Source organism: Kitasatospora sp. NPDC059160 (assembly GCF_042755465.1).
Lineage (GTDB): Bacteria > Actinomycetota > Actinomycetes > Streptomycetales > Streptomycetaceae > Kitasatospora.
In genome coordinates this window covers 65,436-80,437 of record NZ_JBHZCN010000022.1, presented here as the reverse complement: position 1 = coordinate 80,437, position 15,002 = coordinate 65,436, and the positions used below count along the sequence as shown (strand labels likewise).

Below are 15,002 nucleotides of genomic sequence, written 5' to 3'. Positions count from 1 at the left end.
TGGTGTCCGTCGTGCCCGCGTCCATCATCGACCCGATCCGTGAGGAGTTCCTGAGGCTGATCCCTGCCCGGCCCGATTCGCACCCGCTGGGGTGCCACAACCCGCGGATCGCGGACGCGGTCGTGTTCGGCCGGCTTGTCCTGGCGCTGGTCTCGGGGATGGGCTACGAGAGGGTCGCTGACCGGGCCTGTTCGGCGACCACGATCCGCCGGCGGTGGGACGAGTGGATCGAGTCCGGTGTCATCGGCCACCTGCTCCTCGCGGTACTGCGAGCGTACGACCAGATGGTGGGCCTGGAACTCGAGCACCTCGCCGCCCGGTGTGAGGCCCTCGCGATCGAGCGGCTGCGGGCAGGCAGCCCTTGATTGGCCTGACCAGGATGCCGTCGATGACGAACGGCGGCATGCAGCGCGGCATCTACGGCCGTGCGGAGAGCCCGTACAGCGCCTATCGGCTGGGGGAGTGCCTACGGCTCCGGGGCCTCCACGGGCTGGAGCGCCGCGACGACCACCACGTTCGGTGCGTTCGGCCTGGGCGAGCACTCAGGACCGAGGGCCGGGTGCCCTGACCGACGGTCTGCTGGCCGCCGTGCTGATCGGCCTGGCTGCTCAACTCGCTCGACGGCCTCTGGCGGGCAGACCCGCTGGCCGGCTACGTCCTCGTCTACTACGCGGGCGCGAGGTCAGGGAGATCTTCTTCGGCGACCACTGACGGCTCCTGCGCGGTTGGAGCCCAGGGGGCTGGTCCTGTGCGAGGGCGAACCTGCCGTGCGTCTGTCGTGGGCGCTTGGCGATGACAGCATCACCGCCGTGCCGACCGGAAGGGGCGAACTCGGTACCGCCGCACCTCACGGACTCGTGCGTGCTGCCGCCGGCAACCATCAGGCGGGTTCCGAACGGTGGAGGGTGTGCGGCTCCTACTTCGGGTGTCACGGGCGGTCGGTGAGGTGCTGGCGGAGGGCCGCGAGTCGGGCGAGGCAGGCGTCGATCGAGGCGATGGCGGTGTCGATCTCGGCGCGGGTGCGGTCGGCGACCTGGTCGAGCTGATCCTGGAGCCGCTGCCAGCGTTGCTCAGCGGTGGCGTGATCAGGTACGTCGCTGGTCGTTGTCATGCCGGAGTTCTTCGGTGTGGGCGGTCGGGGGTGTCGAGTCGGATCGCGCGGTCCGGGTGGGGGTCGGCGGGGCGGGTGTCTCGCGCACCGGGCGTCATCCTCTGGATGGCTCAGGAAGTTGTCATCGGATGGATGACATGCTAGAACGGATTCAGGTGAAGCGCACTGGCAACCCATATCCAATGGAGGTGTTTCGCGATGCTGATGCGCACTGACCCGTTCCGCGAGCTGGACCGTCTGACCCAGCAGTTCCTGGGCACGAACGGCACCTGGTCGCGTCCGGCCCCGATGCCGCTGGACGCCTGCCGCGTGGGCGACGAGTACGTGATCTCCTTCGACCTGCCCGGGGTGGACCCGCAGGCGATCGACATCGATGTCGAGCGGAACATGCTGACCGTCAAGGCCGAGCGCCGTCCGCGCCACGAGGGTGAGGACGTGAAGTGGGAGCTGTCCGAGCGTCCGCTCGGCGTGTTCTCCCGCCAGGTCATGCTGTCCGACACGCTCGACCCCGAGGGGATCAGCGCCGACTACGACGCCGGGGTGCTGACGCTGAAGATCCCGGTCGCCGAGAAGGCCAAGCCCCGCAAGATCGCGATCAGCCACCGCAGCGAGCGCAAGCAGATCCAGGCCTGACCCCACGCAAGCGGCGCTGTCCCGCGCGGCTCCCCCCACCGTGCGGGACAGCCCACCCCCGGGCCCCACCCGGACCCGCCCCCCGAGCACGCCGAGTGCTGTGCAGGCCGAACCGACAGCGAGAACGTCATGCACACCCTCCACACGGCGGCCGCCCTGGTGACCGCCCGCGGTGACCTCGACCTCGCCACCGCCCCCGAACTGCGACGCAGCCTGAGCGCCGCACTCCGGACGGACCGCGAGGTGGTGCTCGACCTGGCCGGTGTGGAGTTCATGGACTGTGCGGGCCTGGGTGCGCTGGTGCACGCCCAGAATCAGGCCGACCGCCTCGGCGCCCGCCTGATCCTGCGCGGGGCCGGCTCCCGGGTGCTGCGCCTGCTCAGGCTCACCGGCCTGAACCGGCGGCTGATCGTCGAACCCTGACCGCGGGCGCGTGCCGCGCCCGCCCGGATGGAGGGAGATACGAGGTGACCCTGCGATGGGAGGCGTTCTTGGAGCGCGTCCGGGAACGCGGCGAGTACACCACCGCCCAAGAGGCCGAGCGCGCGGCCCGTGTCGTGCTCGCCCTGCTCGGCGCACACCTGGTCGGACAGGTCCGTGCCGAACTCGCGGCCAGGCTGCCCGAGACCCTCGCCCTGGTCCTGCTCAACCCGCTGCAGGCCGCCGAACCGCTCACCGCGGAACGGTTCGTGCGCGCAACCGCCGCCTGGATCGAGGGCGCCACCGAAACCACCGCCGTGTGGGACATCGGCGCCGTGCTGTCCACGGCCGCCGACGCCGCGGGCGACGACCTCATGGAGCGCATCCTGTTCCAGCTGCCGCCCGGCTACGACGTCCTCTTCGGCCGGCCCCAGCCCGGCCGGCGGCCCTGACCCACGCCTGCCGCCCCAGAAGCGGCCTGCCACGTACGGAAGGCACTCGACATGACCTGGCACCACCTCGTCCAGCGGGTCCGCGACCTCGGCCGCTACGACAGCGACCGGGAAGCCGAACACATCCTCGACGCCGCTCTCGGCATACTCGGCTCCCAGCTCACCGGCGACGAACGCTGCGACCTGGCCGCGGCCCTGCCCGAACGCGCCCGTGCCGCCCTCGTCGCCCCGATCCCCCTGACCGAACCGGTCACCGCCCCCGCCTTCGTCGAAGCCCTCGCCCGCAACCTGAACACCACCCTCGCCGGCGCCCGCTGGGACGCCTCCTGCGTCCTTGCCGCACTCACCGACCTCGCCGGCGAGGAGCTCACCGACCGCCTCCTCGCCTACCTCCCCCGCGGCTACGCGCTCCTGTTCGGCCGCGCCGACCTCACCCCCGCCGCCGCCTGACCCCGTACCGGCCAGGACGGCCGAAGATCCGTACCACGCGCATGAAAGGGCGAATACCGGTTAAAAAGGTGACGAATGGGCGGTGCTGATGGGCCGCCCGGCGGACGACTGGAGGAACCGATGAGTGACCTGTCGAACAAGGCGCAAGAACTGGCCGGCAAGGTGAAGGAGAAGGCCGGCGAGCTCACCGGTGACGAGGAGCTCAAGGGCGAGGGCCAGGCCGACCAGGTGGAGTCGAAGGTCAGGCAGGCCGCCGACGACGTCAAGGACGCAGCGCAAGCCGCGGCCGACCGGGCAAAGGGCGCCCTGAAGCGCACCGACTGACGACGGAAAGGAGCACCGTCATGGCCGTGTTCCTGGTCATTCTGCTCATCGCCGTGGTGTTCGGCTTCGTCGGCGCCTTGGTGAAGGGCCTGCTGTGGCTGCTCGTGATCGGCGCCGTGCTGTTCGTCGCCGCCCTGGTGCTCGGGGGCGTGCGCCTGGGGCGCGGGCGGAGCTCACGCAGATAGCGCCGAGCCGGGGGTGACCCGTGACGGCACGACAGCGCAGGCCGCGCTGTCGTGCCGCAGGCGCGTCCGGACGCTTCCCCCGCACCGCTTTCAGCGGGAAGCACGAAGGGTGAGCCGCCGGACAGCTGGCGGCTCATCCGTTCCGAGACGCCGCCCCGGTGCCGGGTAGCGTGGCCGGTGTGGGCCGTGCCGGGTTCTGCGGCGCGGGAGGAAGAGGGGCGGGCATCCCGCCGGGTTGGAGAGCTGCGGTGTCGCGTCGTTTCGACTGCTCGGATTCCTTCGAGCGTGCCAGGGGTTTGCGCGAGGCTGGTTCGGCGGTGCGTCGGGGTGAGCTTGTCGTGCTGCCCACGGACACCGTCTACGGCGTGGGTGCCGACGCGTTCAGCCCCGACGCCGTCGCGCGGCTGCTCGATGCCAAGGGTCGGGGCCGGCAGATGCCCTCCCCGGTGCTGGTCGCCTCCCCGCAAGGTCTGGACCTCCTGGTCGACGACCTGCCGCCGCACGCGCGGGACCTCGTGGACGCGTTCTGGCCGGGCGGGCTGACCCTGGTCGCCCGCCACAAGCCGTCCCTGGAGTGGGACCTCGGCGAGACGAACGGCACCGTGGCGGTGAGGATGCCCGCGCACCCGGTCGCCCTCGACCTGCTCGCGGAGACCGGGCCGCTGGCCGTGTCCAGCGCCAACCTGACCGGGCATCCGTCCCCGCAGGACTGCGGCGCCGCACAGGGCATGCTCACCGACTCGGTGGCCGTCTACCTGGACGCAGGCCCTACGCCCGCGGCCGTGCCGTCCTCGATCGTGGACATCACCGGCACGGCGCCCGTACTTCTGCGCGCCGGCGCGATCAGCGCCGGCCAACTGCGCAAGGTCGTCCCGGACCTTGAGGAACGCTGAACAGCCGGGTCATGCCACCTCGTCGGCGGGCAGGTCGAGGCCCCGGGAGGTGACCAGGTGGGCGGTACCGTCGGCGAGCCGGTAGGACAGCCCGACCACCGCGACCCGGCCCGCCTGGACCGCCTCGGCGAGCGCGCGGGAGCGCTCCAGCAGCAGGTCCACGGTGTGTCGTATGTGCTCGGCGATGAGGTCCGCGTCCTCGGTGCGCCCGGCCAGCACGCTGGGCCGAGTGGCGCGGGTGCGGCCGGCCGGGCACTGCCGACCGCACCCGCGGGCGGCTACAGGGTGTGGGCGAGGCGGTCGGTCAGGAGACGGGTGAAGCGGGCCGGGTCAGGCAGGTCGCCGCCCTCGGCGAGCAGGGCGCTGCCGTGGAGGAGTTCGGCGACCTCGGCGAGCGCCGGGTCGTCGGCGTTCGCGTGGTGGGCCTCGTGCAGGGCGGTGACGAGGGGGTGGGTGGGGTTGAGTTCGAGGATGCGCTTGACCTGGGGGAGTTCCTGGCCCATGGCCCGGTACATCTTCTCCAGGGTGGGGGTCAGGTCGTGGGCGTCGCCGACCAAGCACGCGGCGGAGGTGGTGAGGCGGGTGGAGAGGCGGACCTGCTTGACGTGGTCGGCCAGGGTGCTCTGGAGCCAGGAGACCATCAGGGCGAAGTCCTGCTCGCGCTGGGCCTTCTCGGCCTTCGCCTCGTCAGTGCCGTCGGCGTCGGCGTCGTTGTCGAGGTCGACCTGGCCCTTGGCGATGGACTGGAAGCGGTGGCCGTCGAAGGCGGGGATCTGGTCGGTCCAGACCTCGTCGACGGGGTCGGTGAGGATGAGGACCTCGTAGCCCTTGGCGGTGAAGGCCTCCATGTGCGGGGAGTTCTCCACCATGGCCCGGTTCTCGCCGGTCAGGTAGTAGATGGCGTCCTGGCCGTCCTTCATCCGCGCGACGTACTCGCGCAGCGTGGTCGGCTTCTCCGCGTCGTGGGTGGAGGCGGCGCTGACCAGTTCCAGCAGCGCGTCGGTGTTGTCGCGGTCCTCGATCAGGCCCTCCTTGAGGACCCGGCCGAACTGCTCCCACAGCCCGGTGTAGGTGTCCGTCCGGTTGGTCTGCATGTCCTTGAGGGTGCCGAGGACCTTCTTGACGAGGCGCCGGCGAACGGCGGTGATCTGGCGGTCGTGCTGGAGGATCTCGCGGGAGACGTTCAGCGACAGGTCGTGGGCGTCGACGACGCCCTTGACGAACCGCAGGTAGTTGGGCATCAGCGCGTCGCAGTCGTCCATGATGAACACGCGCTTGACGTACAGCTGGACGCCGCGCTTGGTGTCGCGGGAGAACAGGTCGAACGGGGCGTGGGCGGGGACGAACAGCAGCGCCTCGTACTCGAAGGTGCCCTCGGCGCGCATGTGGATCGTCTCGGCCGGGGCCTGCCAGTCGTGGCTGATCTGCTGGTAGAACTCGCGGTACTCCGCCTCGGACACCTCCGAGCGCGGGCGGGCCCACAGTGCCTTCATCGAGTTCAGCGTCTCCAGCTCGGGGGCGGCCTTGTCCCCGGTGGCCGGCTCGGTGCCCTCCTCGGCGGCAGGCTCGTCGGTGCCGGCGTTGCTGGTGGCTTCGGTGGCCATGCGGATGGGCCAGCGGATGAAGTCCGAGTACTGCTTGACGATCTGGCGGATCTTCCACGCCGCGAGGTAGTCGCCCAGCCCGTCCTCGCCGTCCGCCGGCTTGAGGTGCAGCGTGACCGAGGTGCCCACCGGCAGGCCCTCGGCCTGCGCGATGGTGTAGGTGCCCTCGCCGTCGGACTCCCAGGCGGTGCCCTGCTCGGTGCCGGCCCGGCGGGTATGCAGGGTGACCTTGTCGGCGACCATGAACGCCGAGTAGAAGCCGACTCCGAACTGCCCGATCAGGTGCTGCGCCGCGTCCGCGTCCTTGGCCTCCTTGATCTTGGCCAGCAGGCTCGCGGTGCCGGACTTGGCGATGGTCCCGATCAGTTCGACGACGTCCTCGCGGGTCATGCCGATGCCGTTGTCCCGCACCGTCAGGGTGCGGGCCGCCTTGTCGACCTCCAGCGTGATGTGCAGGTCGGAGGTGTCGACGTCGAGATCGGTGTCGGTGAGGGATTCCAGGCGGAGCTTGTCGAGGGCGTCGGAGGCGTTGGAGATCAGCTCACGCAGGAAGATGTCCTTGTTCGAGTAGATCGAGTGGATCACCAGCTGCAGCAGCTGGCGGGTCTCCGCCTGGAACTCCAGCGTCTGGGTCGGGCTGGCCACGGGAGGTGTCTCCTTCGGTGGAAAGGGTTCGGGTCGGGTCAAGTCGCCGGGGCAGGCCGGGCGGGTGTGCCGCGCGGTCGGCTCCGGGGGTATTCAGATGCGGCTGAGGGGCTGGTAGGGCTGTTCGGGGCGGGCGGTGCCGGGTCGGGCGGTGCCGTAGCAGGACAGGAAAAGCTTCCAGCCGTCGCGGCATTCCAGCGTGGCGCCGTATCGCACCGCCGGCGGATCCGGGCGTGTGCTGTACCGGTCGACGCGAACAACGTCGCTGGACGCGCCGTCGGCCGTCGCGGCGGCGACCAGGGCCTGCTCGACGAGGGCAACCGCAACAGGCCGGCCCGTCAGGTCCGGCACCTGCGTCTTCTCGGTGGCAGTACCAGCGGGGGCCTGGGCGGGGGCGGAGCCGCTGGCACCGGTGATGCTCCACCACACCTGGCCGCCCCCGTCCAGGGTCACGGCCAGTCCGTAGGGGCTGTCGTCGCCGCGCCTGTCGGCGGCGGCGATGCCCGGGATCTCGGGGGTGCGTGTGATCAGCAGCTGCTGCAGGTCGGCTGGAGTCATGGGCGTCGGCTGGGATCGGAGTACGGATGGTCTTCACATGAGGGCCCGCGGCGTCGGCCGTCGCTCTGCCTGCCGGGGCGGGCCTTCGACTTTGGAGCGGGTCAGCTGTGCGTAGGCCGCGGCCCGGATGGGGCGCTACCGGGGGTGGTCACGGACCGGCCGGGGGTGTGCGGCGCTGCCGTCCGCTGTCGGCCCGCAGCTGGCCGGTTCGGGTGGTGAGCTCGTCGAGGCGGCCGGCGATCGTCGGGTGGTCCGCTTCCAGGAAGGGCCGGGTCTCGGCGAGCGGGGCGAGCAGGCGGGCGGGGTCGTTGTCGCCGAGCGCGTCCAGCAGGCGTTCTATGGCGGGCGCCGCCGAGGTGGTGAGGCCGTCCAGGGCGCCGATCTGCCCGGCGAGGCGGCGCAGGTCCGCGGCGTTGTCGCGAGCCCAGGTGGTCACCGCGCGGTCGGCGGCACGCTGGTCGCGGACCGCCTGGACGCGCTGCTCGCCGGTGCTGCCAGCCTCGGTGCCGGCGTCGGCGTTCGGGCGCATGCGCAGGTAGCGGCGCTCGGCGGCCTGGCGGCTCTGGACGCCCATCGGTTCGGCAAGGTCGGCCCAGGTGGCGCCGGCCCCGCGGGCGGTCTCGATCAGACCGCTCTCCCAGCCGGCGAGTTCCTCACGCAGGTGACGCAGCAGCAGGAGCGCTGACAGCGCACCGCCCGGGTCGTGCTGGCCCGCGTCGTCCGGAGGTGCGTGGCGGGCGGTGCGGGCAGCGGCGTCCATCATGCCCAGCGCGGCAGCGGCGGCCAGGAACGAGGCCGGGCCGACCCCGGCCGTGCCGGTGTCCTGCGTATCCATGTCGTCACTCTTTCGCTGACTGGGTGTTTGTCATCGTCTGGATGACATGCTACAACGGTTCGTGTCGCACCGCACCGGTGCGAACAAGAGCTTCTGGACCGGAGGTGTCCAACGATGTCCATGCGCACTGCGGTGACCCACCAGGCGCCCCCCACAGCCGGGTCGCGGCCGGCCCCGATTCCGATGGACGCCTGGCGCGAGGACGACCGTTTCGTGATCGCGCTCGATGTGCCCGGCGTCCCGCTGGAGGCGATCGAGGTCGAGGCACTGGGGCGGATGGTGACCGTGAAGGCCGAACGCCGTCCCGCCCCCCGCGGTGAGCACGCGCGCACCCAGCTCGCCGAGCGCTCCCACGGGGCGTCCGAGCGCCGGATCCACCTGGCCGAAAGCCTCGACCCGGGCCGTATCACGGCCCACCTGCAGGACGGCGTCCTGACCCTCACCGTCCCCACCGCCTCGGCCTCCCGGGCCCGCAAGATCACCATCCGGGCCGGCGAGGCCGGACAGCCGTCGCCCGTGGAGAGCGGACAGGCCGTCCCCGCAGCGGCGTGACCTGACCCCGCGCGAGCCGACACCATGCCGATCAGGGTTCCGTACCAGCTGTGGGCCCGACTTGGTCGCAGCCCTTCGGCTCGCGGCACGGCAGACCGGAGTTGGACTTGTCACGCATGGTCTTCGCCCTAGCCGGGCGGCCCGGTGCGTCGCCGTCGGTAATCGCGCTGTGGCAGCGACCAACAGCCCGCGCCGCTCCACACCCCGCCCCTCGGTGGCCTGTCCACGGAAGGCCACCGACGCCGGAGCCCTGACTCCCCAAGACGCCTTGCCATCCGCCATGTCATCTATTCGGCGACATGTCACTGACAGGTGACATGCCTGAGCGGATGCGTGAGCGCGTCGAAGTCGCCCGTTGATACGACGAGGAGGTACTCGACAATGTTGATGCGCACTGACCCCTTCCGCGAGCTGGACCGTTTCACCCAGCAGTTCTTCGGCACGACCGGCACGTGGTCGCGACCGTCCGCGATGCCGATGGATGCCTGGCGCGACGGCGACACGTTCTACGTCCAGTTCGACCTCCCCGGCGTCAGCCCCGACGCGATCGACCTGGACGTCGAGAAGAACACGCTCACCGTCAAGGCCGAGCGCCGCCCCGCGCAGCGCGGCGACAACGCCGAGGTCCAGCTCTCCGAACGCCCCCTCGGCGTCTTCTCCCGGCAGCTGTTCCTCGGCGACGCCCTCGACACCGAGCACATCACCGCCTCCTACGAGGCAGGCGTACTCACCCTCACCATCCCGGTCGCCGAGACCGCCAAGCCCCGCAAGATCCACATCAGCGGCGGCAGCGACCACAAGGAACTCCAGGCCTGACCCCCCCATCGGCCTGGTGCCCCAGAGGAAACCGTGCCGCGCGGGCGGAACACCCCCGCCGCCCGTGCGGCACCCCTGACCCGCGCCGTGCGCCGAACGAATCTCCACTGTCCACGGCGCTGTCGGCTCAGGCCGCTCTCGCTGGTAATCGATGACTGCCGCGAGATGAGCGCCGGCCAGGAGTGTTACCGGGTCGGCATGGACGGCAATCGGTCAGCGGTCGTGTGGTCTTGGGGGCAGGCTTCGACGCAGCGGTGGGGCAGTTGCGGCAGTGGTATCCGGAGGCCGGCGTATCCGTCGAGGACGGTCTGCCGGGCGGTGACAAGGCCGCAGAAGCGACGGATCGCGCCGGCCAAGTCACGCAGATCCGCTGGCCGGAGACCTGAACCGGCGCCCCGCAAAGTACGGCTCCAGCAGCTGATCAGCTCGCTGGTTCGAACAGCTTTTCCTGTCAGCAGCTCCCGCTCGTCGAGCGCCATGGCGTCCTCCCCACGGAGCCGGCCGACGCGGACCGCCGACGCCGGTGTCAGGATACGGTCGCCGCAGTGCCGTACACCTGGTCAGCACCTCGCGGCCCGGAGCTTCTCCTGTGAACGGATCGCCGCGCGGAATTGGACGAGCTGGAGAGGCGGCTGGTCAAGCGGTCGGACGAGGTGAGGGCCGAGCGGGACGAACTCGCGGTCGATGTTCTCGTTCGCGAGCGCGCCGAACCCTGGGCGGTCGCGTCGCGCTGCGCCACCCGGCGGCCAGGTCGCTGCCCGAAGTGTCCACGGGGGTGACCTGGCCGCCGGCTGGCGGCGACTACGAGGTGGCGGTGAGCGACAGCCCGGGGAAGACGCGCTTCGGCCCGTCCGGTCCGGCGGCCGCCATGCCGTCTACCGCCGGCCACCCCACGAGCAGTTCGCTCGCCGTGCGGGTGTTCGCGGGATCGGCCGCGGCGGTCATCAGGTCGGCTGCCTCGGCCTCGCCGGTGTGCGGCGGGACGACCAGCAGATCCAGGCGCCGAGGTGCGTAGGAGCGCACCATGACCTCGTTCTCGTCCTGCTCCTGGAGGAACCAGCCGCCGTGGACCACGTGGCCGGCGACGGGGATCAGGTGGGGGATCACGGGCCAGTGGGTGGGGTTCAGCACGACGCGCGTGACACGCCCCCACCGCGCATCCAACTCAGCCGCCAGTGGAGGTAGTTCGGTGAGGAGATCGTGCGAGCGTGGCCACCAGGCTCCGTCCAGGCGGCCTCGGGAGGCGCCGTCGGGGGTGAGTGAGAGCCGGAGGGCCGGTGCAGCACCCGGCTGTGCGGGTACCTCAGCGAGTTGCAAGCGGTCGAGGGTGACAGTCATGTCATGGACCCGTCTCCGAGCCCACTCACGTGGGCCCGGGATTGGTGGTCGCCGGAGACGAAACCAGTATCGGGGCCAGTTCACGAAGTGCCTTCGGTAGGTCCAGCCTACTCCGACACGGTGTCAGACCCACTCTGGCAGGAGCCGGGGCACGGCCGGAGAACATGTCGACGGCGAGGCCGGCGTCACCTTCCTCGGCCGAGCCGGCGCGGCAGGTGCCTACGGAGGAGTGGAAGCCGGCACGTCGGCGCCGGCCGCTGCTCCTAGAGGCTGAAGAGACCGATGGCGTGGCCGTCGTGGTCGACCACCGGCCAGGTGGTCAGGCCGCGGGCGCGCATGGCGTCGGCCGCGCCGTCGGCAGGCATGTCGGGGGTGGCGAACGGGGCGCGGTCGAGGGCGATGTCGCGCACGGCGGTGCGTTCGGTGTACCAGGACCGCGCCTGGAACGGCGCGAGGTGCAGGCGGGTGAGCAGCCCGGCGCAGCGGCCGTCGTCGTCGCGGACCAGGACGTGGTCGGCACCTGAGCCGTTCAGGATGTCCATCGCGGTGTCGGCGGTGACGTCGTCGCTGATCTGCAGGTCAGGGGTGGTCATGAGGTCGCTGACCGTGGTGGTGGCCGTGGGGCGTTCGAGGGTGGTGGTCATGGGCGGACTCCTTCGCGTCGCTCCCGCCGGTGGTGGCGGCGGTCCGGGTGCTGCGGTGGGGTGCGGTGTCCTAGGCGGCGAGGACGACTCGCTTCGGTGCCGCGCTGCGCGAGCCGGCGGCGGTCCGCGGGGTGCGGCCGGCCTGGGTGGGACGGCCGGCCTGGGTGGGTCGGCCGCGGCGGTTGCGGCTCGCGGAGGGCCTGCGGCGCGGGCGTTCGACGACGGGGTCGGCGATCACGGTGGGGATGCCGGTGGGCACGCGGGCGCCCGTGATCCGGGCCAGCTCCTCGTCGCCGGCGCTGACCCTGGTGGTGACGGGGGTGATGGCGGCGGTGGCCATCATGCGGGCCATCTCACGGCGCTGGTTGGGCAGGACCAGGGTGACGACGGTGCCGGACTCGCCCGCACGGGCCGTGCGCCCGCCGCGGTGCAGGTAGTCCTTGTGGTCGGCCGGCGGGTCGAGGTTGACGACCAGGTCGAGCCCGTCGACGTGGATGCCACGTGCGGCGACGTTGGTGGCGATCAGTGCGGTGACCTGGCCGTTGCGGAACTGCTCCAGGGTGCGGGTGCGCTGCGGCTGGGACTTGCCACCGTGCAGGGCCGCTGCCTTCACGCCGTTGGCGAGCAGGTCCTCCACGAGGCGGTCCGCGCCGTGCTTGGTGTCGGTGAACATGATCACGCCGCCCTCGCGGGAGGCGATGTGGGCGATCGTGGCGTTCTTGTCGAAGTTCTGCACGTGCAGCACGTGGTGCTCCATCGTGCTGACCGCTCCCGCGGACGGGTCCACCGAGTGGGTGACCGGGTCCTTGAGGAAGCGGCGCACCAGCCGGTCGACGTTGCGGTCCAGCGTCGCGGAGAACAGCATCGTCTGGCCGCCTTCGGCGACCTGGTCGAGGAGCTCGGTGACCTGCGGCAGGAAGCCCATGTCGGCCATCTGGTCGGCCTCGTCGAGCACCGTGATGCCGACCCCGTCGAGCTGGCAGTCACCGCGCTGGATCAGGTCCTTGAGCCGGCCCGGGGTGGCGACCACGACCTCTGCCCCGCGGTTCAGCGCCTGGGCCTGGCGGCCGATCGACATGCCGCCCACCACGGCCGCCATCCGCAGGCGTACCGCGTGGGCGTAGGGGGTGAGCGCGTCGGTGACCTGCTGGGCGAGCTCGCGGGTGGGCACCAGCACCAGCGCCAACGGGCGGCGGGGTTCGGCCTGCTGGCCGGCGATGCGGGCCAGCACGGCGAGGCCGAACGCGATGGTCTTGCCGGAGCCGGTGCGGCCTCGTCCGAGGACGTCGCGTCCGGCCAGCGAGTTCGGCAGGGTGGCGGCCTGGATCGGGAACGGCGCGGTGACGCCCTGTCGGGTCAGCACCGCCAGCAGTGCCTTGGGCATGTCCAGTTCGTCGAACGACTCGACGGCCGGCAGCGCCGGGGTGGTGCTGACCGGCATCGCGAACTCACCCTGCGGGGAGGAGCTCTGACGGCCACCGCGCCCGGAGGAGGTGCGGCCGCCGGCGGGCCGGTCGCCGTAGAAGGAACTGCCGCCGGAGCGGGATCCGTGGGCGGTGCCGCCGGAGCGGGACTTGGAGCTCTGGTACGAGGGGCGACGGGAGCGGTTCATGTGGAGACCTTCCTCAGGGCGGCACGTCACGAGGAAGGCTCCGCAGCGCGGGGCGCCGGCGGAGACCGCAAGGGAACGGGCCAGAGTGTGTGGCGGGCGGGCGTGGACGGAGGAACCGTGCGGCACGTCACCTGCGGTCGGCGCTCACCGAGAAGGTCGGGAGCGCGAACCTCGAACCGTGGGATCTCACGGCAGGGCGCCGATCCGGACGCGGCGCTGGGCGTCTCGCGTGGGGATGGCCGCCAGTGGCGAAGCCAGGGGGCCTGAACGGCCGGGGGTGTGTAATGCGGAAGGGCCCGCACCGAGCGTGTACGCGGTGCGGGCCCCTCGCTGCCAGGCGGGTGCCTCAGCAGAAAAACTACAGCGGACGAATGTTCTCGGCCTGCGGGCCCTTCTGGCCCTGCGTGACGTCGAACTCGACCTTCTGGCCCTCGAGCAGCTCACGGAAGCCGTTGGCGTTGATGTTCGAGTAGTGGGCGAAGACGTCAGCGCCGCCACCGTCCTGCTCGATGAAGCCGAAGCCCTTTTCCGCGTTGAACCACTTCACAGTGCCATTAGCCATAAAGAAATCTCCTTCAAGGGGCTGTCCGAAGCACGCACAGTGCGGGCTTCGAGTGCCGCGATGATGACCCACCCGGGGAAGAGCCGGGAAACAGAAATGCGCCTGCGAAACATCAGCAGGCGCACACAAAGTTCATGGGAACCACTACTGCAACTAAGACGACTCTAGCAGGCCCCGGCCTTCCGTGGTGGATTATTTCACTCCCGGTTTTGCAGGGGCCTCCCCTCGGGCCCGCCGCCCCCGAGTTGCCAGGGACGCCAACGCTCGCTGCGGGCAGGGTGGTTGACGGCATAGCGCTTGTCCGGGGCGGCGGCTCCACTGGCAGCGTGACATGGGCGATCCCCGAGGTACGCCGCGTGGACTCTCGCCATTTCGGCCCCGGCTCGGCCCCGCCACCGGTTCCGGTGGCGACAGGGGACGGCACGATTCGAATTCCGACCCGTCCGCGCTCGAGTTCCACCGAAAGGCCCCGCTCCCGCGATTTCCGGCGCATACTGCAAGGAATGACGAAATCAGCAGCAGTCCGCCGGCCCCTGCCCACCAGCCCCTTCAAAGTCCGGGTCCAGGCGCCGCTCAAGCGGTTCGCCGTCGGCGACCGAGTCACCCACGACCGCTATGGCCTCGGCCGGGCCATCGGCGTCGAAGGCGACGGCGACATCGCCGTACTCGTCGACTTCGGATCGCGGCAGGAACGCATCACCCAGCCGTACGCCGCGATGTTCAAACTCTGACCCCGGGCGCCCCGCGCTTCGCGGCCGAACGTGCCGCACCGCTCGCGGGCGGTCCCCGCGCCGAGGCGACGGCGCACCGTTGCCTCGGCATCATCTGGGGGCTCTTGCCCCGGCCATTGACCGCCGCGCAGCAGCCGGCCTGCCTTCGCGGCAGCGGGGACCCGTCGAAGCCCGGCCGCGTAGGCCGGCGACACCCCGCGCGCACTGCAGTCACCGCCTTGAGGCGGACTCCCGGACACCGACCGCCGTGTCCTAATCTGGGACTCATGTCGAACCCGGACGGGCTGCTCGTCGACATCGCCGCGATGGTCGAGTCCGAGCACACCAACCAGATGTCCTTGACCGTGGTGGTCCCCGGTGCAGTGATCACCGGCAGGCTCGCGCCGATTTCCCTGTGGTGGGAGCGGGTGGCGGAGGTCCTCCAGGCCTCTGAGCACCTGAAGCCGTTCGCCGCCCTCTTCGCGCCGCCCGCCGAAGGCCCGCCCGTGCGGCCCACGCACCTGCACCTCCACCGCGCGAAAATCCTGCAGGGCAACTTCGCCCTGCCCCACACCGGCGGCATGTACCGCATCGCCATCGAGGACATCAGCAGCTGGACGATCGGGGACCTCGGTTACTCCGACAGCTGAGACGGTGA

20 protein-coding genes and 2 pseudogenes are annotated in these 15,002 nt (G+C 71.1%); 12 read left to right on the top strand and 10 right to left on the bottom strand.

Features of this window, described 5'->3' with window-relative positions; genetic code table 11:
- Positions 1 to 2 precede the first annotated feature (2 nt).
- Positions 3 to 317: pseudogene (locus tag ACFXOZ_RS12295) on the top strand (IS5/IS1182 family transposase); the annotation flags it as partial.
- Between the two features lie 611 nt (positions 318 to 928).
- Here ACFXOZ_RS12295 and ACFXOZ_RS12290 read toward each other — a convergent pair.
- Positions 929 to 1,111 (bottom strand): hypothetical protein, encoded by a 183-nt coding sequence (locus ACFXOZ_RS12290; RefSeq protein WP_380528125.1) that lies wholly within the window; start codon positions 1,109 to 1,111, stop codon positions 929 to 931.
- 198 nt (positions 1,112 to 1,309) lie between these two features.
- Between ACFXOZ_RS12290 and ACFXOZ_RS12285 the strand changes: the two genes are divergently transcribed.
- From ACFXOZ_RS12285 to ACFXOZ_RS12255, 7 genes are all read left to right on the top strand, one after another.
- The gene (locus ACFXOZ_RS12285) at positions 1,310 to 1,744 is read left to right on the top strand and encodes an Hsp20/alpha crystallin family protein (RefSeq protein WP_380589726.1); all 435 of its coding nucleotides are present in this window, start codon (positions 1,310 to 1,312) and stop codon (positions 1,742 to 1,744) included.
- Between the two features lie 129 nt (positions 1,745 to 1,873).
- Entirely contained in the window at positions 1,874 to 2,167 is a 294-nt protein-coding gene (locus ACFXOZ_RS12280; protein ID WP_380528131.1) for an STAS domain-containing protein, read from the top strand.
- Positions 2,168 to 2,211: 44 nt separating this feature from the next.
- Positions 2,212 to 2,616, top strand: a complete 405-nt coding sequence (locus ACFXOZ_RS12275; RefSeq protein WP_380589723.1) for a DUF2267 domain-containing protein — start codon at positions 2,212 to 2,214, stop codon at positions 2,614 to 2,616.
- A gap of 51 nt (positions 2,617 to 2,667) precedes the next feature.
- The gene (locus ACFXOZ_RS12270; RefSeq protein WP_380589720.1) at positions 2,668 to 3,066 is read left to right on the top strand and encodes a DUF2267 domain-containing protein; all 399 of its coding nucleotides are present in this window, start codon (positions 2,668 to 2,670) and stop codon (positions 3,064 to 3,066) included.
- Between the two features lie 120 nt (positions 3,067 to 3,186).
- Positions 3,187 to 3,390: a CsbD family protein gene (locus ACFXOZ_RS12265; RefSeq protein WP_380528140.1), complete on the top strand. Its 204-nt coding sequence runs from the start codon at positions 3,187 to 3,189 to the stop codon at positions 3,388 to 3,390.
- Between the two features lie 20 nt (positions 3,391 to 3,410).
- Positions 3,411 to 3,575 (top strand): hypothetical protein, encoded by a 165-nt coding sequence (locus ACFXOZ_RS12260; protein WP_380528143.1) that lies wholly within the window; start codon positions 3,411 to 3,413, stop codon positions 3,573 to 3,575.
- Between the two features lie 248 nt (positions 3,576 to 3,823).
- Positions 3,824 to 4,468 (top strand): L-threonylcarbamoyladenylate synthase, encoded by a 645-nt coding sequence (locus ACFXOZ_RS12255; RefSeq protein WP_380528146.1) that lies wholly within the window; start codon positions 3,824 to 3,826, stop codon positions 4,466 to 4,468.
- 9 nt (positions 4,469 to 4,477) lie between these two features.
- Here ACFXOZ_RS12255 and ACFXOZ_RS12250 read toward each other — a convergent pair.
- The 4 genes and pseudogenes from ACFXOZ_RS12250 to ACFXOZ_RS12235 form a co-directional block, all read right to left on the bottom strand.
- Positions 4,478 to 4,720: pseudogene (locus ACFXOZ_RS12250) on the bottom strand (carbonic anhydrase); the annotation flags it as partial.
- A gap of 26 nt (positions 4,721 to 4,746) precedes the next feature.
- On the bottom strand, positions 4,747 to 6,717 hold the full coding sequence (gene htpG, locus ACFXOZ_RS12245) for a molecular chaperone HtpG (RefSeq protein WP_380589717.1): 1,971 nt from the start codon (positions 6,715 to 6,717) through the stop codon (positions 4,747 to 4,749).
- 93 nt (positions 6,718 to 6,810) lie between these two features.
- Positions 6,811 to 7,275, bottom strand: a complete 465-nt coding sequence (locus ACFXOZ_RS12240; RefSeq protein ID WP_380528153.1) for a hypothetical protein — start codon at positions 7,273 to 7,275, stop codon at positions 6,811 to 6,813.
- A gap of 148 nt (positions 7,276 to 7,423) precedes the next feature.
- Positions 7,424 to 8,110, bottom strand: coding sequence for a type III effector protein (locus ACFXOZ_RS12235; protein ID WP_380528156.1), 687 nt, complete (start codon positions 8,108 to 8,110; stop codon positions 7,424 to 7,426).
- A gap of 114 nt (positions 8,111 to 8,224) precedes the next feature.
- Here ACFXOZ_RS12235 and ACFXOZ_RS12230 point away from each other — a divergent pair, with 114 nt between their 5' ends.
- Positions 8,225 to 8,662 carry an Hsp20/alpha crystallin family protein gene (locus ACFXOZ_RS12230; protein ID WP_380589715.1) on the top strand — a complete coding sequence of 146 codons (438 nt, stop codon included), beginning with the start codon at positions 8,225 to 8,227 and terminating at the stop codon, positions 8,660 to 8,662.
- Between the two features lie 381 nt (positions 8,663 to 9,043).
- Positions 9,044 to 9,478, top strand: a complete 435-nt coding sequence (locus tag ACFXOZ_RS12225) for an Hsp20/alpha crystallin family protein (protein WP_380528161.1) — start codon at positions 9,044 to 9,046, stop codon at positions 9,476 to 9,478.
- 185 nt (positions 9,479 to 9,663) lie between these two features.
- On the opposite strand, the gene ACFXOZ_RS12220 is transcribed toward ACFXOZ_RS12225, so the two are convergent.
- The 5 genes from ACFXOZ_RS12220 to ACFXOZ_RS12200 form a co-directional block, all read right to left on the bottom strand.
- Positions 9,664 to 9,957: a hypothetical protein gene (locus ACFXOZ_RS12220; protein WP_380589712.1), complete on the bottom strand. Its 294-nt coding sequence runs from the start codon at positions 9,955 to 9,957 to the stop codon at positions 9,664 to 9,666.
- A gap of 322 nt (positions 9,958 to 10,279) precedes the next feature.
- Complete coding sequence (locus ACFXOZ_RS12215; RefSeq protein ID WP_380589709.1) at positions 10,280 to 10,816, bottom strand: DUF5994 family protein; 537 nt, start codon at positions 10,814 to 10,816, stop codon at positions 10,280 to 10,282.
- Between the two features lie 263 nt (positions 10,817 to 11,079).
- Positions 11,080 to 11,460: a CBS domain-containing protein gene (locus tag ACFXOZ_RS12210; RefSeq protein ID WP_380589706.1), complete on the bottom strand. Its 381-nt coding sequence runs from the start codon at positions 11,458 to 11,460 to the stop codon at positions 11,080 to 11,082.
- 70 nt (positions 11,461 to 11,530) lie between these two features.
- Entirely contained in the window at positions 11,531 to 13,072 is a 1,542-nt protein-coding gene (locus ACFXOZ_RS12205) for a DEAD/DEAH box helicase (RefSeq protein WP_380589703.1), read from the bottom strand.
- 358 nt (positions 13,073 to 13,430) lie between these two features.
- Entirely contained in the window at positions 13,431 to 13,634 is a 204-nt protein-coding gene (locus ACFXOZ_RS12200) for a cold-shock protein (RefSeq protein WP_099897249.1), read from the bottom strand.
- A 503-nt stretch (positions 13,635 to 14,137) separates the two neighbouring features.
- Between ACFXOZ_RS12200 and ACFXOZ_RS12195 the strand changes: the two genes are divergently transcribed.
- Positions 14,138 to 14,365, top strand: a complete 228-nt coding sequence (locus ACFXOZ_RS12195; protein WP_104814441.1) for a hypothetical protein — start codon at positions 14,138 to 14,140, stop codon at positions 14,363 to 14,365.
- A 266-nt stretch (positions 14,366 to 14,631) separates the two neighbouring features.
- A complete protein-coding gene (locus ACFXOZ_RS12190) occupies positions 14,632 to 14,994 on the top strand; it encodes a hypothetical protein (protein ID WP_380589700.1) in 363 nt (120 codons plus the stop codon).
- Positions 14,995 to 15,002: the final 8 nt, after the last annotated feature.